We start from the raw sequence: 25,032 nt of genomic DNA on the forward strand, positions 1-25,032 counted from the left end.
TTTTTTATTAATTGATTTATAATTATTTTACAATTATAAACTCGCTTCTTCTATTTAATTGATGTTCTGATTCACTACAAGGCACTCCATCACTACACTTGTTTCTTAATTGAGTCTCACCATAACCCTGACCAGTTAATCTGGATCTACTTATACCTCCAACATTTACTAAGTATTCTATTGTAGATTTAGCTCTGCGGTCTGATAATTCAATATTATATTGATTTGTGTTACGACTATCTGTGTGTGATCTAACATCTATATTCACCTTAGAATACACATTCATAAAGTCAATAACTTTACGTAATTCAACTTCAGCGTCTTTTCTAATAAAAGATTTATCCAGGTCAAAATATATAATATTAATTCCCAATAAAGGTGCAATATCGGTACCTAATGGAGCAGGTAAATCGTCTTGCTGCTTCATAAATAACGTACGCTCAACAGACCCAGTAATGTTAGGTGTATTAAATACTTTCTCGGCTGGAGAATATGTTTCTTTAGTTGATCTAATAGAGTAAATTTGACCGCAATCTAAAGCAAAATCAAAACTACCATCTGCTCTTGATGTTTTTTCATTTATAACCTTATTATTTTCATCTAATAAAAACACTGTTGCGTTTGCAATAGGTTGATCATTTTCTTTATTTAATACAATACCATTTATTGATTGTTGACACTTACTTATTAAAGGTCTATACATTTTAAAACTGTAAATATCATCGTCACCAACGCCACCTTCACGATTTGAGGCAAAATAACCTAAACTAGTATCGCTGTCCATGATAAAAGTAAAATCATCCTCAGTACCATTAATAGGACGTCCTAAATTAAAGGCTTCACCTAGAGTACTATCGTCATTAAACTCTGATACAAATACATCAAGGCCTCCTAAACCAGGATGTCCATCAGATGAAAAGTAAAGTTTGTTATCCTTACTTACAAAAGGAAATGTTTCTCTTCCTTCCGTATTAATTGTATTTCCTAAGTTTTTAATTTCACCAAAGACACTATCGTTAATAGCTACTTTGTATAAATCTGATAATCCATTTGTACCTGGCATATCACTTGCAAAATACAAGGTTTTTTCATCTGGACTTAAAGCTGGATGCGCTACAGAGTATTGATCACTATTAAAAGGTAATTCCTGAACTTTCCAGTCTGAACTTTCACCATCAACTCTGGTAGCTCTATACAATTTTAGTCTATTGGTACCATTATCGTCTTGCTTATAATCTTTGTTGGTGTAATTATTTCTAGTAAAATACATGGTTAAACCATCTTTAGTAAAAACTGCTGTAGACTCATGATAAATCGAATTTATTTGTTTATTAAACTTAGAGCTACTAGTTTCTAAAACCTCAATACTATTTAGTTTATATAGATCTAAAAAAGGTTGTTCATTCCAATCATGCACACGTTTAGTTGCATGTCTTTCATTTCTATTTGATGAATAAATCAAACTTCCTTGATAGTACGAAGGTGCAAAATCTGATAATTCCGAATTAAAATCCACATTTATAATCTCAAAACGTCCAGATTGCATTTCAATTTCTTCTAAATAGTTTCTTTCGTTTATATAAAGGTTTGCTCTATAGTCTTCACCTTTAGTCTCATAAAACATTTCCATAACTTCATCAGAGGCTAAATATCTTTTATCACTTTTTAAAGATAAGGCATAACGATACATGTATTCAGGATCCATATTCTCGGTAGAATAAAAGAGTTGCCCATACCATTTAGCAGCATTTTTATAATCTGCATTAAAATAATAAGAATCAGCCAAATTTTTCAGCAATTGATCTGACTTATATCCATTGTTAGCAGCTTTTAAATACGACTGTCTAGCTTCGATAAAAGCAAGATTTTCAAATTCTTTATTTCCTTCTTTTTCAGCTTTTTTCTCTTGTGCCAATAAAACATTTATTGAAAGAAAAAATAAGCTAATACATATTGTAATTATTTTTTTCATGTTAATTAGTATTTTGAATTAGAAGAATCTTGGGTTAACCATACGGTTATTTCTTTTGAATAATTCGAATCTTAAAAAGATTTCATAAGAACCGTCGTTATATTGTTTTAATTCTGTTGTTTCTCTATCATAAGCCACACCTAACATAATTTGATCTGACACTTGAAAACCAGCCATAGCACTTAACGCAGCGCTCCATCGATAAGCAGCTCCTAATGTTAACTTCTCTTTAATTAAAAAGTTAGCAGATAAGTCTACTTGTAATGGTGCTCCATCAACAAACTTTACTAAAGTTGAAGGTTTAAACTTTAAATCTTCATTTACATCAAAAGTTCTACCAGCCATTATATAAAAATTCACTCTTTCGGTTGCAGTGGCAAACGAATTATTGTTTGCTGAATTTTCATCAAAATGTTCTGTTTCTAAAATATTTGGAGCACTTAAACCTAAATAAAATTTATTGGTATAATAATAAACTCCTAAACCAAATTGAGGAGAGAATTTATTGTCAATATTTATTTGGGCATCAGAGTCACCTACATTAAAGGCTCCAGTATTTAGTTTATTAGTATCAATATTTAAAAAGTGACCACCTCCTTTAAGACCTAGGGCTAACTTTGCATCATTATTTAAGTTTAAAGTATAACTAAAAGACAGATCTATGTAGGTTTCGCTAGTAATAAATATTTCGTCTTGCGTAATATTAAGACCTAATCCTACTTTCTCTCCAACAGGAGAATGTAATGATGCTGTGAAGGTATCAGGAGCACCATCTAGACCTACCCATTGGGTCCTGTATAAGCCCACAAAACTTAAAACATCTCTTGACCCTGCATATGCAGGATTAACACTTAAAGTGTTGTACATGTATTGAGTGTATTGAGCATCTTGTTGTGCATAACTTTGGTTAGAGTAAAATCCTAAACCCATTAATGCTAAAATGAATATGCAATAATTTTTCATATTTGTATAAGTTTAAACCAGTAACTCTTTCGAGTTACTGGTATTAGATAATTTATTTTCTATTTAAATATAATGGTCCAGCTTTTTGTACTGACTTACCTTGTTTATTAATGTACGTTAACACGTAATAGTAAGTACCTACAGGAAGCATATCATCTTCTTTAACAGTAACTCTACCTTCAGATACACCTCTAAAGAATCTTCCACCTGTTCCATATCCATCAACGTCATACACTTTAACTCCCCAACGGTTGTAAATAATTAATGTATTATCTGGATATTGCTCTATACCACTTATAACAAATACATCATTTAGTCCGTCACCATTTGGTGTCATTATATCAAATATTTCAAGGTCATCTGGAGAATTTGGATCATTATTATTGAATTCATCATAATCCGGAATTCCGTTACCATTATTATCTGAAATTTCATCTCCATTTAAAACAGTGTCTCCATCACAATCTAAAAGTAACCATTCGTCACTTACTCCTAATACTTCTTGAGTATCATAATCAATTAATTGACTTGTAAACTCATAATCACAAGGATCTAAAGGATCTGTACCATCTATTATTTCATCTCCATTTGAAACACCATCACCATCGCAGTCACTATTATTGAATTCATCAGATGCTACTACATCTTGGCTTGACACAATAAAGTCGCAAGGATCTGTTGGATCTGTTCCGTCTTCTATCTCTTGACCGTTACTTACACCATCTCCATCACAATCTGAAGAGGTAAACTGTACATCTACAGGTAGTGTTTGACTAGTAAATATAAAATCACAAACATCTAATGGATCAGTACCATCTAATATTTCGTCTCCGTTAGTTACTCCATCACCATCACAATCAATAGCTTCCCATTCTGGACTTACAAATAAAACATCTTGATTTGACACTTCGTAATCACATGGATCTAACGCATCTGTTCCGTCCTCTAATTCTTGTTCATTAGTCACTCCATCACCATCACAATCAGCTAATAACCAAGTCGCATCTGGTGTTAAGGTCTGGTGTATTAAATCAAAATCGCAATTGTCTAATGGTTCCGTTCCATCAGTGACTTCTGTACCATCAATTACTCCATCGCCATCTGTATCTGGATCTTGTGGGTCTGTTCCTAAATCAATCTCATCTCCATTATTTAAACCATCGTTATCACAATCTAATGCGTTCCATTCTGGACTTGCTGCTAATGTGATACTTCCTGTTAAGAAATCACATCCATCGGTTGGATCTGTTCCATCTATAACTTCTTGCCCATTAGCAACTCCATCACCATCACAATCTGCATCTAACCAAATAGTTCCAACTGGCTCCGTTTGACTTGTATAAACTAAATCACAAGGGTCTAATGGATCTGTACCATCGGCTACTTCATCTTCATTTGTTACTCCATCACCATCGCAATCTGCATCTTCCCATGCAGTATCTGCTGTTAACGTTTGATGGTCTAGATCGAACTCACAGTTGTTTAATGGATCTGTTCCATCAGCAACTTCTGTTCCGTCAATTACTCCATCTCCATCTGTATCTGGATCTTGTGGGTCTGTTCCTTCTGTAATTTCTTCTCCATTGGTTAATCCATCATTATCACAATCTAATGCGCTCCATTCTGGACTTCCTGCTAATGTGATGCTTCCTGTTAAGAAATCACATCCATCAGTTGGGTCTGTTCCGTCAATAACTTCTGTTTCGTTTGTTACGCCATCTCCATCACAATCTGCTGCTAACCATGTAGCGTCAGGTGTTGCATTTTGACTTGTAACTTCAAAATCACAATTATCTAATGGATCTGTTCCATCTATTACTTCTTGTCCGTTTGTTACGCCATCTCCATCGCAATCTGCATCTTCCCATGCCGTATCAGGTGTTACCGTTTGATGTGTAATATCTAAATCACATGCATCTGTCGGACTTGTTCCATCAGCAACTTCTGTTCCGTCAATTACTCCATCTCCATCTGTATCTGGATCTTGTGGGTCTGTTCCTTCTGTAATTTCTTCTCCATTGGTTAATCCATCATTATCACAATCTAATGCGCTCCATTCTGGACTTCCTGCTAATGTGATGCTTCCTGTTAAGAAATCACATCCATCAGTTGGATCTGTTCCATCAGTAACTTCTGTTTCGTTTGTTACGCCATCTCCATCACAATCTGCTGCTAACCATGTAGCGTCAGGTGTTGCATTTTGACTTGTAACTTCAAAATCACAATTATCTAATGGATCTGTTCCGTCTATTACTTCTTGTCCGTTTGTTACTCCATCTCCATCGCAATCTGCATCTTCCCATGCCGTATCTGCTGTTAATGTTTGATGGTCTAGATCGAACTCACAGTTGTTTAATGGATCTGTTCCATCAGTAACTTCTGTTCCGTCGATTACTCCATCTCCATCTGTATCTGGATCTTGTGGGTCTGTCCCTTCTGTAACTTCTTCTCCATTGGTTAATCCATCATTATCACAATCTAATGCGCTCCATTCTGGACTTCCTGCTAATGTGATGCTTCCTGTTAAGAAATCACATCCATCAGTTGGATCTGTTCCATCAGTAACTTCTGTTTCGTTTGTTACGCCATCTCCATCACAATCTGCTGCTAACCATGTAGCGTCAGGTGTTGCATTTTGACTTGTAACTTCAAAATCACAATTATCTAATGGATCTGTTCCATCTATTACTTCTTGTCCGTTTGTTACGCCATCTCCATCGCAATCTGCATCTTCCCATGCCGTATCAGGTGTTACCGTTTGATGTGTAATATCTAAATCACATGCATCTGTCGGACTTGTTCCATCAGCAACTTCTGTTCCGTCAATTACTCCATCTCCATCTGTATCTGGATCTTGTGGGTCTGTTCCTTCTGTAATTTCTTCTCCATTGGTTAATCCATCATTATCACAATCTAATGCGCTCCATTCTGGACTTCCTGCTAATGTGATGCTTCCTGTTAAGAAATCACATCCATCAGTTGGATCTGTTCCATCAGTAACTTCTGTTTCGTTTGTTACGCCATCTCCATCACAATCTGCTGCTAACCATGTAGCGTCAGGTGTTGCATTTTGACTTGTAACTTCAAAATCACAATTATCTAATGGATCTGTTCCATCTATTACTTCTTGTCCGTTTGTTACGCCATCTCCATCGCAATCTGCATCTTCCCATGCCGTATCAGGTGTTACCGTTTGATGTGTAATATCTAAATCACATGCATCTGTCGGACTTGTTCCATCAGCAACTTCTGTTCCGTCAATTACTCCATCTCCATCTGTATCTGGATCTTGTGGGTCTGTTCCTTCTGTAATTTCTTCTCCATTGGTTAATCCATCATTATCACAATCTAATGCGCTCCATTCTGGACTTCCTGCTAATGTGATGCTTCCTGTTAAGAAATCACATCCATCAGTTGGATCTGTTCCATCAGTAACTTCTGTTTCGTTTGTTACGCCATCTCCATCACAATCTGCTGCTAACCATGTAGCGTCAGGTGTTGCATTTTGACTTGTAACTTCAAAATCACAATTATCTAATGGATCTGTTCCGTCTATTACTTCTTGTCCGTTTGTTACTCCATCTCCATCGCAATCTGCATCTTCCCATGCCGTATCTGCTGTTAATGTTTGATGGTCTAGATCGAACTCACAGTTGTTTAATGGATCTGTTCCATCAGTAACTTCTGTTCCGTCGATTACTCCATCTCCATCTGTATCTGGATCTTGTGGGTCTGTCCCTTCTGTAACTTCTTCTCCATTGGTTAATCCATCATTATCACAATCTAATGCGCTCCATTCTGGACTTCCTGCTAATGTGATGCTTCCTGTTAAGAAATCACATCCATCGGTTGGGTCTGTTCCATCAGTAACTTCTGTTTCGTTTGTTACGCCATCTCCATCACAATCTGCTGCTAACCATGTAGCGTCAGGTGTTGTGTCTTGATTAGTATATATAAGGTCACAACTATCTTTTGGACTTGTACCATCTATAACTTCTTGTGCATTTGTAACACCATCTCCATCACAGTCTGATGTTGGCCAATCATTAGTAACGGTTACATCTGCAGATACATTACCACATGGTGCAACTCCAACAATTGTATATGTGTAAACTCCTGAGCTATTAATAGCTGGATCAAAAATACCACCTACTAAATCTGGACTCCATGTTCCACCAGTATCAGCTCCTCCTAATAAGGCGAATAAATCAACTGTATCACAACTAGCTGTTACCGTTGCATCTGAACCTGGATTTGCTTCTGGTTCAAAAGACACAACTACTGTAAGTAAATCGATACTTTCACAACCTGCTGCATTAGATTGACTAATAACTACTAAATTATCAGTTAATGCACTTAATAATGTGGTCTCTGGTAAAGGCACTTTAGGATCAGATTCATAATCAGCTAAAGTATCATAATAATTTAAAGTTAACGTTTGACCATCTGTTGTTACTTCTAAATCTGCTAAAGTTGCAGTCGCTAATTCAGATTCACAAAATTCTTGGTGTGTATCACCATTTGGATCTTCTGGTTCCGGGTTTATTGTCACAGTAAATTCTAATCTATCTGAAACATCAGAAATACAAGTTGAAGGAGATGCTTCTGCAAAACCAGCGTAATATTGTGTCCCATCGGTTAAAGGTGTTGTATTAGAAAGCACATTACCCGCAGCATCATACCATATCACAGTTGCTCCTGCTGGTGTATTATTAACTACTAAATCTGCAATTCTACCTCCATCTGCCGCACAAAATATTGGCATCGCATTTGGTGTAGTTGGCATAGGTAAATCACATAGATATGTAATTGTTATTGTTGCATTATCTGCAGGCAAATTAACATTACCATCATTATCTTGAATTGTATAATCAACTGGTGTCGGGTTACCTGTAAAAGTAGATAAAGGAATAAAACTTGTTTCTCCTGTAAAAGGGTTTACATCCCATGTACCTTCACCTGGCACATTAAATCCAGTTACATTTCCATTTACGACATTAATACCTGTTGCTCCAGGAGGAATTACAAGGCTTACACTTGTAACATCCACAGAACCATCTGCATCTGCATCTACTAAAGGATTAGGATTCATTGGATCTTGATTATTTGCAAATACATCAATAGTTACAGTTGAACCAGAAACATTATCTAAATCATAATCATCTTGAGGTACAGGAGGAACTATTACGTAGGTAATAGTAAGTGTAGCTTCATTAGAAGTTAAACCTCCAATATCATTTATTTCATAATTAATTGGTGTAGGATCTGCTGTAAAACCTGTTAATGGTGTAAAAGTTACAGCTCCAGTATCATCTACTGTCCACGTCCCTTCATTATCAACAACTAGAGTATCATTAAATCCATCTCCATTACTATCTGTCGCATCTGGATCCACAAAATTAACTGTAGTTGGATCGATTGTATTTGATGGATCTGCCAATGTATTAGGTATATCATTGTCACCAATCAAGGTATCCATTGTTACAGGACCTGCTGTGTTTAATAAATCTTCGTCATCTACTGCCACTGGGCTATCTGGAATACGAATAGTTACTGTAGTAGTACTTACATTTCCGTCTTCATCTTCAATAGTATACTCAAACGTAGTTTCGCCAGACCAACCTGGTGCAGGAATAAAGGTCATTGTTCCGCTATCATCTATTATTACAGTACCATTAGCTGGTTGCGTATAGTTAGATACAACTGTATTACCTTCTCCTAAAATATCTTCATCATCATGATCTTCTCCAAACCCATCGTTTATTTCAAATAAGTTAGCCACGATAGATTGATCAACTGCTGTTATAAAATCATCTGGCATTGCTTGGATTGCTGCTCTTCTTAAAGCCATAGGGATTTGCGTAGGACCACACATGCAGTTAGCATCACTAGGTATCATTACAAAAACAAGTCCATTAGCTTCGTCACAAGCTTCAGATCCATTAAACTCGATTCCTTCTGTTAACGATCCTCCTGCTGGAATAGCACCTACAAGATTACCAGTGTATATACTTAATCCTGTTGGCTCTCCAGTAGCATCTGCGCAATAAAAATTGTACTCTGCTCCTGCAGGCATTTCTAATCCTCCTGTATTATCTATAGTGATAGTAGCTAATGAATATCCATAATTAGAGACCGTTTCAGTTAATACAGCCTCTGAAGAACTTAAAGCTGCTGGTCTTGGTTTACGAATAGCAACATCCCTATCTACACTACCTGTTTGAATTATCGCATCCGTACAAGTAAATTCTGATCCGACTGGACCACAAACAGAACCAGCACTTTCAATGTAATTACTTACTTTAACTGAAGCTGCATCTGAACAAATACCATTTATTGGTGTCACCTCAAATGAGAATTCTATCGAATCATCATTTGTCATCCCTTGAGGATATCTAACTATTATATCATTTGAAGATTCAAGTTCAATGGTTATTGGATCAGTTCCTGCTCCAGTATTTTGAAGTGTCCCTGGCACGTATTCTAAACCTATTGGTATTAATACTCTTGCAAAATCTTCGGTTCCAGTAATAGCTGGAGGGTTTCCAAGGATATCTCTGACAGTTGATTTTTGTGTTACAAGAAAGTTAGCACCACAATTATCAATTGGATCGGTAATACTTAATTCTGAAAACGCTCTGTAAGGAGCTTCTAATCCATTAATAATAATGCCTTCACTTAAAATTTTTGTATTATCCCCTTGAGCAGGATCTCCACAGGCTGCATTACCATTTACTCTAAAGCTGATAGTCGAATTAGATTCGTAATCACAAGTTGTTTGTAACGTATAACGTAATAACGCTTTTCTATCATTTCCGCTAGCACCAACTGCTCCTGTACCTGGCAAACCACCAAATTCAGCCATTGCTGGATTTGTAACATCTACTACATAAGAGATTCCATTATCAATTACATCACCAGTTACATCTGTCCAAGGTGTTGTTCCTAGAGGATATTGTACTTCTACCGAAATAATATCCAAAGCAGAAGTTCCTCCAAATGGTTCTAATGTTGACATAAAATCAACTACTGTTCCATTTAAACCAGAATTATATTCTAATACTATTTCAAAAGGTGTACAGTTATCTACTGAGGATGCTCCTGGTTGCGTAGTAATTATTTGTTGAATTAAAGCTGAAGAAGGTATTAATGAGATTGTTGCTATTTCCTTATAACAAAAATCTGTATTTGAACTATAATCTGTTGGATAAGCTACACAATCGTAACCAAGGTAAAAATCCACATCACTTTGTAAACAAGTATCATATGTTGCAGCAATACGAACATTTTTAGTTCCATTTGCAGCAATTGCACCTACATTGACATAACCATTACCATCTGCGTCAATAAAAATATCTGTTGCAACATTTACTGGTGTCCCACCAGATCCATCCGCTGCAACATCAATATTAGCATTAGTAACTGTAACCACTCCAGCCGGAACTTTGATCCAATGAAAACCAATTGCCGAACCTGACGTATTTACAATTTGTAGATCAAAAAACGCCTCTGGACCATATCCATCTGTACTTGAACCAATTAATGGTTGAAAGTTATAAGTTGGTGGTGAATAATTTAAAACAATTGGAGTACCTGCATCAGTATTTCCTGCAGCATTTAATAGATCATTAGCATCTATTCCATCATCCGAGAAAACAACATTTTGAATTCTAGAGAGATCTTCTCCATATTTTGCTGGATCTGCATAAACATTATGTGCCCATGGATATAAGTCCATTGTTGTAAAAACGTCAATCTGAGTTGTTTCTTCTAATTCACAAGTTCCTTGAATAGTAAGTGTTGTTCTATAAGCAGCTGTACCTCTTTGATCAGTATCTCTGTAATCACTTCCAGCAATAGGAGTTGCTATCCAATGATTTGGATTTGCTTGTTGTGTTAATAGTAATTCATTATCACTTGCAGTAAAAACACCTTCCGTTGTTTGTTGACTGGCATCTATTATCCTTAAACCATCCGGAACATAATAATCAATTTGCTTAATAGCGGTAATTGGTCTAAATTCTCCTGGATGTAAGTGTCCAATAGAACCTCTTATATAATTATTATAATCTATAGCAGCAATTTCGTCACAATTTGCCATAACTTCACTTCTTCCAGCAGTTCTAAGGAAAGGTCTTGTAAATTCTACTGAATCTCCCCAATCATCACACGTCACCTCATCTGCTAAATTAGCATTAACATGTCCTGGCTCTATGGTAAAGAAACGTCCTCTAAAGCCCATTACATTATAATTATTAGCATAATAAGTATCTAATTTAAAATGCCAATCCATTTGTATAAAAAACTGATCACCATTATCAACAGTACCAGAATCTAATAAAGCAATTGCATTAGAAAAGTCAAAATCTGCGATAAAATTATTATCTACTGCTGGTCCATCTGGTATAATAACAGGTGCATCCAACGCAGTAATTGCAGTTGTTAATCCTGTTGAAGCATCAATAAAGTACACTTGACCTTCAATAAAACTAATAGTTTCTTGACCTAATGTTGCTGATGCTGGTAAATCATATTTTTGTCTAAAATGTAAATCATCACCGACGATACCACCTGCAGAACTGTTCATAAATCCTTCTGCTACTACACGCATATCATCACCTGCTAAATATGTATCTAATTCGTGAATTGCTGGATCTAAAGTTACCAACGTCGTCATTGTATTATCTGTATAACCAGGTGTAATTCTATAAGAATCAAAAGCTGTAATATTTGGACCTTGACACGGATCACAATTATGTAATAATACTGGTAAAAATGTATCACAATGCACATCATTTGTTTTACAAATAGTTCCTCCTGGGACGTCGTACCAATTATAAGTTGTTTTATATGGTACAACAATTGGATTAGCAACTCCACAATTTGCTATTAATGGAAAACGCACAAATTCATCTGCATCTGTAGCACCTCCATTACGATTAGAGTAACCATTTTGCAAATCTGTTGTAGTATAATATACAGGACCTCCCGGAACTGGTTGAGTGAAACGAGGATCTGCTCCTGGAGCTAGATTTACTCCAGCTGGAACATCTAACTGAATAATCATCTCATTATCAGGATTTGTATTTAAAATGGCATGTCCATTATGATCATAAGCTGTACCTGCATTTATAAAATATGGACTTATAGCTAATTCAAATATAGCACCATCTGTAGTATCAGTATCTTGTTCTCTTAAAGTAGGTATTTGATAATCTCTACCAATATTACCATATCCTAAATCTGTACCAGCAATCCTTGAAACGTCACATTGCGTTCTTGCTATAGCATTAAGAAATATATGTTCCCAATCTTGTAATCTATCATCTCCTGATGAACAAGAAAAAACATCATCATCAATAAAAGTTATATCGTATTCTAACACTACTGTATCTCCTGCAGCAATATCGTCAAAACGTAAATCTCCATCCACATCTGAAAAACCACCTGGACCATCGGGATCTGATAGCAACGTATCTTCTGCTAACATTTGCGTGTCACCAGAGGGTTGATAAGTCGCGCTTGCTGGTTGCCATCCTGTTATATTCGCAGAAACATCTGTACCTCCAATATAAAAATTTGAGAATATTTTTTGATCATAATACCCACTAGACCAACGATTATTATTGTTATAATCAATATTAAGTAATTGATTATTTGAACCCAACCCAAAAGACAATCTAACATCTTTTGCCCAAGCTGCTGGTCCAGAACCTGTATTTGTTATCTCTACTCTGACAGTATTTGTTCCACAAATCTCTCTAGGATTATCAATTACATTAAAAACTAATGTTGGTAAGTCTCCTCCAAAAAGAACAGAACCTACAACTTGATCTGATAAATAACATTCCCAACCTGCTCTATGCTCTACATTAGTATCTGCTGTTGAGCCACCACAACTGATTAAGCTAAATTCCTCTGTAAAAACTAGAGATTCAGTATCGTCAAAAACACCATTTCCATTTTCAAAAGCTCCATTTCCTGACAAAAATGGTTCTTGTGTCATATCGTAATTAAATCTCAAAGGATTAGCGGTATCATCTACAGGGTCAATTTCTACACCATTATAATATAGTTTATAGTCTACTATTTCAGAACCTAATAAAACAGTATGATATCCAAGAACAGTACCAGAATTACCAGCATTAACATCCACAACTTCTCTGGTATGCATACCACCAACAATAGCTGGTAGTGATATTACTGGAGCTTGAACTTGTAAAGAAGGTGCTACTATATTGTAAGTTCCTGAATTTGGATTAGTATCTTCTCCAAAGCCTACACCTCCATTATAATTTAAAATAACAGCATCTTTAAATGATCCCTCTGCTTCAAAATGTACAACCGCATTACAATCACCTGACCTTTGAAAAGTAAAGGAAACCGAATCTCCTGGTGACCAGTTAGTTGCAGCTGTTCCTTTATTTATTTCAAATATTGGATTAAACGGATCGGACACATCAAATTCGGTCACAGTAAAAGCACCAATTGGATTCTGAGATGTAATACTTAAACCACCAGAGTAACTTACTCCTGGAGCTAAATTCATTGTTACCTTTAAAGAATTGGTATTTGAACCTAATGCGGTAATTCCAATTTCGTTAAAAGCTTCGTTACCTGCACCTATACCTACACCTGCAGCATTAGACCCAATAAGAGGATAATAATCAACTTCAAAATCACTATTTGCGTAATCTTGTGCCATCAAAGTGGTTAGAGAACACAAAGTAAAAATTACTAAAAGTAAAAAACTTTTTTTGCTCCAAGCATTTATAAAAGTCAAAGAATTAATGTAATTATTTTTCATAAACTTAGAATTTAAATTTTAATGTTGCGCACGATTCATGACATGAAATCGTGTATCTGTTTTGGAAAACAAGCCTATTAACTTGTTGCTTAAACGCCCACAATAGATTTAATTTACTTTTTAAAATAAAATAGTTCGGGCTAATGGAAAGTAGGTTTTTTGGGATCATATTTCTTGATATTTAAATAACCATTTTGTTTAACCGTTTAATAATATGCAGGTTATACAAAATAGATTTAACATACAATTATGTTAAAAATTTAAGAAAGACAATCATACATTATGTTGTTTAAAAATTAAATTCGATGAAGCGTGTTAAAAATCCGACAAAAAGAGCAACAAAAAAAAGGACAACTAAATAGTTGCCCTTTTTTTTAAAAGAATTTTCTTACTAAACCTTTACCAAATTCTTACACGATCTTCTGGTGCGATATACATTTTATCTCCTTCTTTAATATTAAAAGCCTTATAAAAAGCATCTATATTTAATAAAGGTTGCACAGCTCTTGTCATCCCTGGAGAATGTGGATCTGTTTTAATTCTAGTTTTTAATGCATCATCGCGCATTTTGGTTCTCCAAACGGTTGCCCAAGACATAAAGAAACGTTGTTCTGCTGTAAAACCATCAATATCTTCTGGTCTTCCATTTTGTTCAAAACTCATTTGTAAAGCATCATAAGCAGCTAAAACACCACCTAAGTCTCCAATGTTTTCACCTAATGTAAAAGCACCATTAATATTGGTTTCTGGTAATACTTCAATACCTGAATATTGATCAGATAAAGCTTTTCCTAAACCTTCAAATTGTTTTAAATCTTCATCTGTCCACCAATTGTTAAGATTTCCATCTTTATCATAACGTGATCCTGAATCATCAAAACTATGTGAAATTTCATGTCCAATTACAGCTCCAATTCCTCCATAATTTACAGCATCATCTGCAGTATAATTATAGAAAGGTGGTTGTAAAATAGCTGCTGGAAAAACAATTTCGTTGTAAGCTGGATTAAAATAAGCATTTACTACTTGAGGAGCCATGTACCATTCTGACTTGTCAACTGGTTTTCCTAATTTTTGAATATCATCTTTAAAATTCCATGCAGTAGCATTTAAAGAGTTTTGTAAATAAGATCCACCTTCTTCTACACTATTAATCTTTAATTCGGAATAATCTTTCCATTTGTCTGGATAAGCAATCTTAACTTTAGTTGCTTTAAGTTTTTCGATTGCTTTTTGTTTAGTTTCTGGACTCATCCAGTCTAATTTATTTATACGATTCTCAAACGCTAAGATGACATTTTCAATCATTTTTTTAGCTTTCACTTTAGCTTCCGCTGGAAATTTTTTGTCAACATATAATTTACCCAAAGCTTCTCCAACGGTACCGTTTAATGCACCTAAAGCTCGTTCTTCCCTTGGACGTTGTGCTTTTGATCCATTCAATTCTTTACCGTAAAACTCCCAGTTAGCAGTTTCAATATCTGTACTTAAATAACCTGCAGCACTATTAAATGTTTGCCACTTTAAGTAAGCTTTCCAGTCGCTAACATTACCATCAGCCAATACTTCTTGTAATCTGTTAAAGTAACCTAGATCACCTATGATAACGGTATCTAATTGTTTTACACCTATACCAGAAATAAAGTTTTTCCAATTAACTGCAGGTACCATTTTTTGAACCTCTGCAATTGATCTTGGATTGTAACGTTTACGAGCGTCACGACGATCTACCTTATCCATTTTAGCTTCTTCTAATCTTGTTTCGAAAGCTAAAATTTGTTCTGCTTGTGTTTTAGCTGTTGCTTCATCATCACCCAAATATTGAAACATTCTAGTGATATGTGCTACATACTTTTCTCTTTTTTCTTTTGAGTCGGCATCATTCTTAATGTAGTAATCTCTGTCTGGTAAACCTGTACTTCCTCCTCCTAAATAAGCAACGTTACGGTTACTATCTTTAGGATCAGATCCTACACCAAATCCGTAAAGACCACCTCCACCTTGAGGCTCCATTTCGATCATGTAAGCTTGTAAGTCTTCGATGTTTTTTATAGCTTCAATTTTAGCTAAATATGGTTTTACTGGCTCAATACCTAACTTATTACGACCAATAGTGTCCATAATAGTTTGGTAAAAATAAACTGCCTTTTCTTGGTCAGAACCTGGTAATACTTTAATGTTTTCAAGATCTTTATTATCAGACATTGCTGCTTTTAAAATTGCCAAAGCGTCAGCATCTGTTTTTTTACGCAATTCTTGGAAACTTCCCCAAGTAGCTTGATCATCCGGAATCTCGTTATTGTCTAACCATTTTCCGTTTACATATCTAAAGAAATCTTCTTTAGGTTGTGTTGACTTGTCCATGTAATCTAAATTGATTCCTGGAACGACTTCTAATTTTGCAGTTGGTTCCGCTGGCTTGTCTTCTTTACATCCCATGATGGTTAAGCAGCCAACTATACCAATTACAGTTGATTTTTTAAGGTTGATTTTCATTTTTTTGATAGTGTTTATATTACGCGTATAATAATTGTTTAAGGTATAAAAAACGCGCCTACTAGCTGGTAGTAAGGCGCGTTTTTTAAGTTTAAATTAACTTTTAATTAACAATTAGCTTTTTAGTTATTCTGCCAACATTAGTCTGTAAATTTAAAAAATAAACTCCTGTTGAAAAGCTACTTAAATCCAATTGATACAAATTATTATTAGTTTTAGCTTCTAATTTATTATAAATTAATTTCCCTGTAAGGTCATAAACCGCAACATCAAAACTTTGATTAGAAAGTGTTTTAATATTGAATAAGCCTTTTGATGGATTTGGATACACCATAAAATTGTTAGTTTCAAACTGGTCAACACTTAAATTGTCGGTTCCTCTGATCACAAAATTATCAATAATAACACCTTCTTCCTGAACAGCTTGATCAGATTGAAATACAAACCTAAACATAATACTAGTCTCTGCATTTAATGCTGTTAAATCATAGCTATACTCTGACATTGTAGCAGATTGTGCATCCGTTCCAGACCATTGAGACCCAATACAGTTAAAACACGTATTATTTTCGCCTTGTGCAGTATCATTATTGTACCAATTTGGATCTGTTGCTGTACCTAAAACAGTCCAGTTTAATCCTTGATCAATGGAGTACTCCATATATAATAGATCCCAATCATCTTCAAGCTGAAAAGCCATATCAAATTTAAGCTCAGGACTTAATAAAGTGGTTAAATCAAAGCATTGCGACACTAAATAACTTTTTACATTGTTATCATAATCTCCTACTAAGTTTGTACCATATACTTGATTAGACAAATCTGAAGACGGGTTGTTTAAGACTGCTCCTGTTGGAACACCTCGTTGCCAATATTGTGTTGCTGCGCTTTCGTCAATAACTAATAGTGCTTCTTCAGGTGTTTCAAATGTATTTACCACTTGTGTTACACCGCTATCATTAACATAAATAACTTTTTCTTCAGAGTCATTATTACTTGCATAAGCATCACCAGCAATAGTTGATGATACTTTAAATGTATAAATTCCTTTAGGTAAATTTAATACTGGTAAATCCACTAAAGTTGATGTTTCCGACAGTAAATTACCTGTCCAATTATAAACATTAGAAACACCATCGATTAAGTAATTAAAATCTACAGATGTTATAGGACTTAACCCATTGTTTTTAATTTCTACTTGAGGTACAATATTAGCATTACAATCTACAGCTGCACTAATACCATTAAGCGCTACCAATTTAACATCTGTAGCTGCCAATTCGGTTGGAATACTAGATTGCCATATACCTCTACCGTAAGTAGCTGCAGTAATTTTATCATCTAAAACATTAATTTCTACATCAGTTACAGCAACATTAGGTAAATCGTTGTTAAATAAATCCCATGTTAAAGTATCATCATCATATCTATAAACGCCTAAACTTGTGCCTAAAAACAATGGATTTTTAGAATGTAATCCTTGATGTTTTATACTATTTTTAGTTACTGTTGGCAAGCCACTTGTTATGTCGGTAAAATTGTTTCCGCCATCAACTGATTTTAAAACTTGACCGAAAAATCCTGAGGTAGTAACGTATACTATCGCGTTATCAGAATTATTAACTTCAACAGAGGTTATATTAGAACTAAAAGAAGCAACATTTGTAAAAGAAACTCCTCCATTAGTACTTTTTCTTAATGAAGCATTTATAACAACATAGATATTATCTGGATTTATTGGATCGATCTCTATAGCATCAATATTAGAACCAAACGAAGACGACACTGCTACCCAATTATTATCTACTAATTTATATAATGAATTAAAACCAGAATACAGCTCACTATTAACACTCATAGCCAAAGGTGTAATCCAATTACCCTCTTCTCCAGCAGGAGAACCTACACTACCTGTTATTGCACCACCTGCATTTGAGGATATATATAATCCGCCTCCATTTTGCGTAAATCCATAATAATTATTGGAGTTGGCAGGATCAATTGCAGTATCCATACCATCTGCTCCATAATAATTTTGCCACTGTCCATTATTAAAAGCATGACCACCATTATCTTGTAATCCACCAACCATTTTATTAGAGCTTTGTTTTGATACTGCTACTCTATAAAACTGACTGATTTGCATTCCTGCTGTTAAGTCTGTAAAACTTATTCCTTTATTTTGAGATTTGTAAAAACCACCATCTGTTCCTGCATATAAGTCACCATTAAAAAATCTTAAAAAATGAATGTCTGCATGAGAATAAGAGGATGAAAATGGTGCATTCCAATTATTAATTTTTGTGAAATTAGTTTGACTTCCGGTAACATTACCTTTCCAAATATTTAGGACTCCTGTATAAATTTCGTTTTCATCTGTGTCCGAAACTGCAAAAGCAAGATCGTACCAAGACTGCGTAGATTCAAAAATATCACCATTATTAGCCAATGAAGCTACTTGAGTAAAATTAACACCAGCATTTGATGATTTATAAACACCTCTAAAACCATAGCTATTATCCGACAGCAAAACATAGACCACGTCAGGATTTGCAGGTGTTACATCTATAACCATTCTAGAAATACCATTAAAAGGTAATCCTCCAGTAACCAATGTAAACGATTCTCCGCCATCAACAGATTTATAAAACCTGTTGCTAGTTACTGCGTATAAAGTATTTGGATCTGTTGGCTTAATTTTTATGTCTTTAATATTTAATCCTACAGTGCCATTAGAAGCGTTAGACGTATTAAGATTGCTCCAATTTACACCTCCATCAATAGTTTTATAAACACCATTACTTGTAGCTACCCATAACATATTAGAGTTTGTTGGATTGATATAAATATCATTCATAGAGTTTGGTGAGTTTCCAGGATTTAACCCTGTAGTATTCCACGTTAATCCACCATCTATAGATTTCATGACACCTACACTAAAAGAATCTCCTGCGTCATCATCTCCTGTAGCGATATAAATAATATCACTATTATTGCTATCAATAGCAATTCCCGAAACTCCGATTTGAGGTAAATCATCTGTGGTGGTAATCCACGACAAACCAGAATCAATAGATTTCCATAAACCTCCAGCAGGTGCTCCTGCATAAATTGTTGTAGGTATATTTGGATCTTGCACTACAACATTTATTCTACCTTGTCCAGAAGACCAAGATCCAGTATTAGAATGCGTAAAAGGACCAACAGGTTGCCAATCACTCTCATCAACCATTATATTGCTACTTTTTAAGTTGCTTTTTGAATTTACAACGTCCAAATATGTATTCCATAACTCCAAAGATGTTGGAAGTGTACCGTCTGGTTTTACATAATTTGACCAATACGTTTCCCATCTTTTAAATGGTTTATAACCACTCCCTTTTTGATTAGGATCTCTAGTTTTCCAATAGGTATTAAAGGCGTCAACTATATCCTGAAATTTTGCAGGTTTTGATTTATCGCTTGACGTTTGCTTAAGACTACTCATCCATGGAGCATCTTGATTAAATTGAGCAAAAGTTAAAGTACTAAAAAGCACAAAAACTAAGAGTAACATTTTTTTCATTTTTCTAACATTTTAAAATCAAAAATAGAAGTTTTTTATTTAACTACTGATGTATTAACAAAAAACATCGACAAAATACATTCTTTTTTAAGTATTTAGTAGTTTTTTAATAATTTTAACTTTAAAATGCTATCTGATGCCTTTTTTAAATTTGTCACTTCACTTACATTATCATTTGGAATTGCTATTGACAAGACATAATGTTTAACCTTCCACACATCGCCAACTTTTTCAACAATTCCAGACCCTCTGCAAATTTCCATTTGTGTATCTAATAATTCATCAAACCATGCTAGCTTTTGATTTTCATATACATAAACATTTCTTGATATTGTAGTAAAACTCCATGCTTTTCCTTTATCAAAATAAGGTTTAGCAAATGCCTTGAATTGATTGTTTTGCCAATTTTCGGTTGCATCTGTACCTATAAAAACGCCATCTGTTGTCATTAAATTAAAATAATCATCAAAATTGGCTTCTGCAGCAGCTTTATGCCAAGCTTCCAAACTGGAATTTATATCTTCTTTTTGCTTTACAACATCCACTTGCACTTCTGCTACTTTACAAGAAAACAATAGGGTAAGACCTATTAGACAAAAAAATACGTATTTCATTTTAATAAGGCTTTATAATAGTTTGACTATCTTTTTCTATCTTTTTGTTTATCTGAAGGTTTAAATTAGAAAGCGCAACAAACACTTGTTGTATTGCCAATAACTTATCTTTTTTTGAACTTGTATTTAAACTTTCAATTTCTTGAAACTTAAAAAGCATGGTTTTTAAAACCAAAACTCTAGCTTTTATAGGCTCAGTATTGATACCTTCAGGTATTGTTTCTTCTAAATCTTTAAGGCTAGAAACAAACAAATCTGCATCTGCATTAAAAAATGAAAAATCAGGAAGTTTGATTTTTTCTATTCCGTTAACGACATTCAAGTAAGGTTGCCAATTTGAAATAACCTTATTAGTCTTTGCATCTAAGCCTATGTCTTTATAATTAACTTTAGAAATATCTTTCTTAGTTAATTTTAACGAATCCGTTACAACTATATTTTGCATTGATTCCTCTTCAGCTGTTATTTCTGTATTTTCCTTTTTACAAGATGTAAATAACAATACAGTAATTACTAATAATTTTATAAATCTCATGATTAAAACTAAATGTTTGACACACAAATATATTAGATTAAAGAGTTAAATATTATTAAAACTTAAAATTGTTTATTCTGACCACTTTTATAATTTTTTTATTAATAAATCTTTAAAATGTTATTACTTTTGAGCGCATATTTTACACATAATCCAACAAAATGAGCGAAAAAATATTAATTATTGGAGCAGGAGGACAAATAGGTTCAGAATTAACCTACAAACTTAGAGCTATACATGGTGATGCTAATGTTATTGCAAGTGATTTAAATTACAATAACCTAGATTTAGTCAATTCTGGTACATTTGAGATTATCGATGCTATGGATTATGCATCCATTAAAATATGTTGCGAAAAACATAATATTGATACCATTTACCTAATGGCAGCTTTATTAAGTGCTACAGGAGAAAAGTATCCAATGAAAGCTTGGGATTTAAACATGCAATCACTTTTTCATGTATTAAATTTAGCTAAAGCTAAAGCTATTAAAAAAGTATTTTGGCCTTCTAGTATTGCTGTATTTGGACCTACTACTCCAACAGAAAACACTCCTCAATATACAGTCATGGAACCAACTACTGTTTACGGAATCACTAAGCAAGTTGGTGAACGTTGGTGTGAATATTATCACGAAAAATATGATGTAGATGTAAGAAGCTTACGTTACCCAGGAATAATTAGCTGGAAAACGCTACCTGGTGGAGGAACAACAGATTATGCTGTAGAAATCTATCATGAAGCTTTAAAAAATAATAATTACGCGTGTTTTTTAACCGAAAATACAGCGCTTCCAATGATGTACATGGATGATGCAATTAAGGCTACTGTAAATATTATGTCTGCAGATTCTGATAAAATAAAAATCAGATCTTCTTATAATCTTTCTGGAATTAGCTTTACTCCAAAAGAGATTGCAGAGTCTATAAAGAAAGAAATTCCAGAATTTAAAATTAGCTATAAGCCTGATTTTAGACAACAAATTGCAGACTCTTGGCCAAGTAGTATTGATGACACTGAAGCTAGAGAACAATGGGATTGGAAACATCAATTTGATTTGGATGGAATAACCAAAGACATGCTAAGCAATTTAAATAAAAAGTCTTAGCTGTATTAATCAATCTAATTTGTAGATAGTTAAATAAATACATAAAAAAGAGTCTCTAACTAAATTTATACTTTATCGAAACAAACGTTTAATTATAATGAAAATAAGGATACATCTGTTATTTATTGTACTAATAGCAAGTCAACTTGCTCAAGCACAATATACTCCTTATTTTGAGAATTTTTCGTTTTCGCAATATGATGCAGGAAACCAAAACTGGGGCGTTTCTAAAGCTGAAAACGGAAAAGTCTATGTTGCAAATAATAATGGTTTACTAGTATATAATGGTTTAAATTGGGAACTAAACGCCTTACCCAACAAAACTACAATCCGCTCTGTTTTAGTTGTTAAAGACAAGATATATACTGGCTCGTATGAAGAGTTTGGCTACTGGCAATATAACAACAAAGGAGAACTAATTTATCACTCGTTGTCGCATTTAATTAATCAAAACAAATCACTTAATGAGGAGTTTTGGCAAATTCTACAATACGATAACAAAATAATATTTAGATCTTTTTTAAACGTCTATGTTTTAGAAAACAATACCATTACAAAAATTGAATCTACTGATACAATCATCTCTTGTTCTGTATCTAACGATACGGTTTATGTCAATACATTAACCAACGGAATATTTACACTAAAAGACAATACCTTAACGCCTTTTTTATTTAGCGATGATCTTGTTGACTCTAAAATTATTGGAATAACCAACTACCAAAATAGTTTATTAATTACAACTGCTTTAAAAGGAAGCTTTACGTTAATAAATAACAACCTACAACCAACTAAGCTTCCAATTAATGATATAATAAAAAAACATCAACTTAATAGTTTTTTAAAATTAGAAAACGGAAATATGGTGTTTGGAACTATAAAAAATGGAATTTATGTTACAGACAATTTAGGGCAAGTCATATTTAATATTAATAAAGAAAATGGGCTAGTTAACAACACCGTTTTAAATATAATAGCAGATAATGATGCTAATATTTGGGTTTGTTTAGACAATGGATTATCCAAAATAAATTTAAAAAACAACATAACATACTATAATGATGTTTCTGGTAAACTAGGTGCAGTTTACGATGTAATAAAGTATAATGACACCATTTATATTGGTAGCAACACAGGTCTATATTATTTAAACAATCAACATCAATTAATATTTATTGAAGGGTCTCAAGGACAAGTATGGGATCTAAAAGTGATAGATAATCAGTTATTTTGTGGACATAATGATGGTACTTTTTTAGTAAAAAATAACACCATACAGTTAATATCAAACTTTACAGGAGGTTGGACAATCAAAAAAATACCTGACAACAACAGCTATGTTCAAGGTACTTATGGTGGATTAGTAAAATTTAATAAAACAGAAGAAAGCTGGTCTGCATCCTACTTAGGACAACCAACAATCCCAATAAAATATTTAGAGTTTGAAGACAAAAATAATATTTGGGCTGCACATGCTTACAAAGGCTTAATAAAAGTAAAGTTAAATAACACCTTTGATTCCATTATTGATTATAAAGAATATAACACAAAAACAACTGCTTCCGACTACAATATTAAAGTCTATAAAATTAAAAACAATATTTGCTTTAAAACCAATGATGGCTGGAAAACCTACGAGCCATTGGCTGACAGCATAATTCCATATAAATTTTTAAACGACAAAATAGGTCCTCAATCTGATGTCGTGTCAGAAGACTTAACTAATAACTTGTTTTTTAAAAACCACAAAGGCATCATTCAACTTAAAGCCACTAACAACGATAAATTGGTTTTAACTAGAGATTATTACGATGACAGACTAATTGTTGGGTATGAAAACATATCACAAATTAATGATTCTATCTATGCGCTTAACTTAAATAATGGCTTTTTATTACTAAATGCAAACCAAAATTTTACCGTTAAAAAACCAGTTAAACCACTAATCGAAAAAATACAAGTAAACGACGTTAGAGTAAAGATTGACACTTCGGTAATAGAGTTACCAAATAACGGAAAACTAAGCATATCTATAGCCTCTCCAAACTCTAACAATCATTTTTTTGAATACAGTTTAAGCACAAATCCTACTAAATGGGACAAAGTAGATAATGAAAACTTAGTATTGTCCAATATCAAAAATGGAGACTTTTCAATATTATTCAGAACTTCCAATAAAGCAGGCGAAACCTCTCCAGTAAAAACAATAAATCTTCATGTTTTACCACCATGGTACAAGTCTAGTACAGGTTTTATAATATACGCATTAGCCTTAATTTTAGCTTTAGGTATAATGTATTTACTTCATAAAAGAAAAATGAAGAAAGAACAAAAACTACTAGAAATAGAATTTAAAAAAGAGCAACAACAGATTTTAAAAGAAAAAAATATTGAAAATGATCGTAAGATTATTAAACTTAAAAATGAATCACTTCAAAACGAAATCAAATTAAAAAGCAAGCAATTAGCAAATACAGCTATTGCATTGGTTAAGAAAAATGAAGCTTTACTAGAAATTAAAAAAGAACTTCAAATTAACGAAGGTCAGTTCCAAAATAAACAAGTTAGCAAACGTCTTCAGAAAAAAATTGATCATACCATTGGTCATAAAGACGAATGGGAAATATTTGAATATAACTTTAATCAGGTGCATGAAAAATTCTTCAATCAATTAAAGATTAAACATCCAAAACTATCGCATAAAGACTTAAAATTATGCGCATATATTAAGATGAATTTAGTAACAAAAGAGATTGCTCCTTTAATGAATATTTCTACCAGAGGAATAGAAACACACAGATATCGTTTAAAACGAAAATTAAATTTAAGCTCAGAAGACTCGCTTACAGACTATCTAAACAGCTTCATTTAAACGCATTTTTATCTAAATTATAACATAAATTACTACGTCAATACTACGTCACTATATCGTTTTAGTGTCCTATTTACTGATTAATACCATGGTTTATAA

9 protein-coding genes are annotated in these 25,032 nt (G+C 33.7%); 2 read left to right on the plus strand and 7 right to left on the minus strand.

The annotated features are described in order from the left end of the window. Positions 1 to 22: 22 nt before the first annotated feature. The 7 genes from AC0L3M_RS11290 to AC0L3M_RS11320 form a co-directional block, all read right to left on the minus strand. Positions 23 to 1,972: an OmpA family protein gene (locus AC0L3M_RS11290; protein WP_473430805.1), complete on the minus strand. Its 1,950-nt coding sequence runs from the start codon at positions 1,970 to 1,972 to the stop codon at positions 23 to 25. An 18-nt stretch (positions 1,973 to 1,990) separates the two neighbouring features. Beyond that, entirely contained in the window at positions 1,991 to 2,935 is a 945-nt protein-coding gene (locus AC0L3M_RS11295; RefSeq protein ID WP_473430806.1) for a PorP/SprF family type IX secretion system membrane protein, read from the minus strand. 52 nt (positions 2,936 to 2,987) lie between these two features. Then, complete coding sequence (locus AC0L3M_RS11300) at positions 2,988 to 13,640, minus strand: T9SS type B sorting domain-containing protein (protein WP_473430807.1); 10,653 nt, start codon at positions 13,638 to 13,640, stop codon at positions 2,988 to 2,990. Positions 13,641 to 14,141: 501 nt separating this feature from the next. After that, positions 14,142 to 16,238 carry a M13 family metallopeptidase gene (locus tag AC0L3M_RS11305; RefSeq protein WP_473430808.1) on the minus strand — a complete coding sequence of 699 codons (2,097 nt, stop codon included), beginning with the start codon at positions 16,236 to 16,238 and terminating at the stop codon, positions 14,142 to 14,144. 103 nt (positions 16,239 to 16,341) lie between these two features. Continuing rightward, positions 16,342 to 19,803: a T9SS type A sorting domain-containing protein gene (locus AC0L3M_RS11310; RefSeq protein WP_473430809.1), complete on the minus strand. Its 3,462-nt coding sequence runs from the start codon at positions 19,801 to 19,803 to the stop codon at positions 16,342 to 16,344. A gap of 95 nt (positions 19,804 to 19,898) precedes the next feature. Next, on the minus strand, positions 19,899 to 20,417 hold the full coding sequence (locus AC0L3M_RS11315; protein ID WP_473430810.1) for a nuclear transport factor 2 family protein: 519 nt from the start codon (positions 20,415 to 20,417) through the stop codon (positions 19,899 to 19,901). A 1-nt stretch (position 20,418) separates the two neighbouring features. After that, positions 20,419 to 20,952, minus strand: coding sequence for a hypothetical protein (locus AC0L3M_RS11320; RefSeq protein WP_473430811.1), 534 nt, complete (start codon positions 20,950 to 20,952; stop codon positions 20,419 to 20,421). Positions 20,953 to 21,113: 161 nt separating this feature from the next. On the opposite strand from AC0L3M_RS11320, the gene AC0L3M_RS11325 reads away from it, so the two are divergent. Next, positions 21,114 to 22,061 (plus strand): NAD-dependent epimerase/dehydratase family protein, encoded by a 948-nt coding sequence (locus AC0L3M_RS11325; protein ID WP_473430812.1) that lies wholly within the window; start codon positions 21,114 to 21,116, stop codon positions 22,059 to 22,061. Between the two features lie 97 nt (positions 22,062 to 22,158). Next, positions 22,159 to 24,933 carry a helix-turn-helix and ligand-binding sensor domain-containing protein gene (locus tag AC0L3M_RS11330; protein ID WP_473430813.1) on the plus strand — a complete coding sequence of 925 codons (2,775 nt, stop codon included), beginning with the start codon at positions 22,159 to 22,161 and terminating at the stop codon, positions 24,931 to 24,933. Positions 24,934 to 25,032: the final 99 nt, after the last annotated feature.

This window comes from Olleya sp. KJ81-1, assembly GCF_055808135.1.

Excerpts from the sequence above, each read along its gene's own strand:
- AC0L3M_RS11290 (WP_473430805.1), bottom strand. The coding sequence starts at position 1,972 with ATGAAAAAAATAATTACAATATGTATTAGCTTATTTTTTCTTTCAATA.
- AC0L3M_RS11295 (WP_473430806.1), bottom strand. The coding sequence starts at position 2,935 with ATGAAAAATTATTGCATATTCATTTTAGCATTAATGGGTTTAGGATTT.
- AC0L3M_RS11300 (WP_473430807.1), bottom strand. The coding sequence starts at position 13,640 with ATGGCACAAGATTACGCAAATAGTGATTTTGAAGTTGATTATTATCCT.
- AC0L3M_RS11305 (WP_473430808.1), bottom strand. The coding sequence starts at position 16,238 with ATGAAAATCAACCTTAAAAAATCAACTGTAATTGGTATAGTTGGCTGC.
- AC0L3M_RS11310 (WP_473430809.1), bottom strand. The coding sequence starts at position 19,803 with ATGAAAAAAATGTTACTCTTAGTTTTTGTGCTTTTTAGTACTTTAACT.
- AC0L3M_RS11315 (WP_473430810.1), bottom strand. The coding sequence starts at position 20,417 with ATGAAATACGTATTTTTTTGTCTAATAGGTCTTACCCTATTGTTTTCT.
- AC0L3M_RS11320 (WP_473430811.1), bottom strand. The coding sequence starts at position 20,952 with ATGAGATTTATAAAATTATTAGTAATTACTGTATTGTTATTTACATCT.
- AC0L3M_RS11325 (WP_473430812.1), top strand. The coding sequence starts at position 21,114 with ATGAGCGAAAAAATATTAATTATTGGAGCAGGAGGACAAATAGGTTCA.
- AC0L3M_RS11330 (WP_473430813.1), top strand. The coding sequence starts at position 22,159 with ATGAAAATAAGGATACATCTGTTATTTATTGTACTAATAGCAAGTCAA.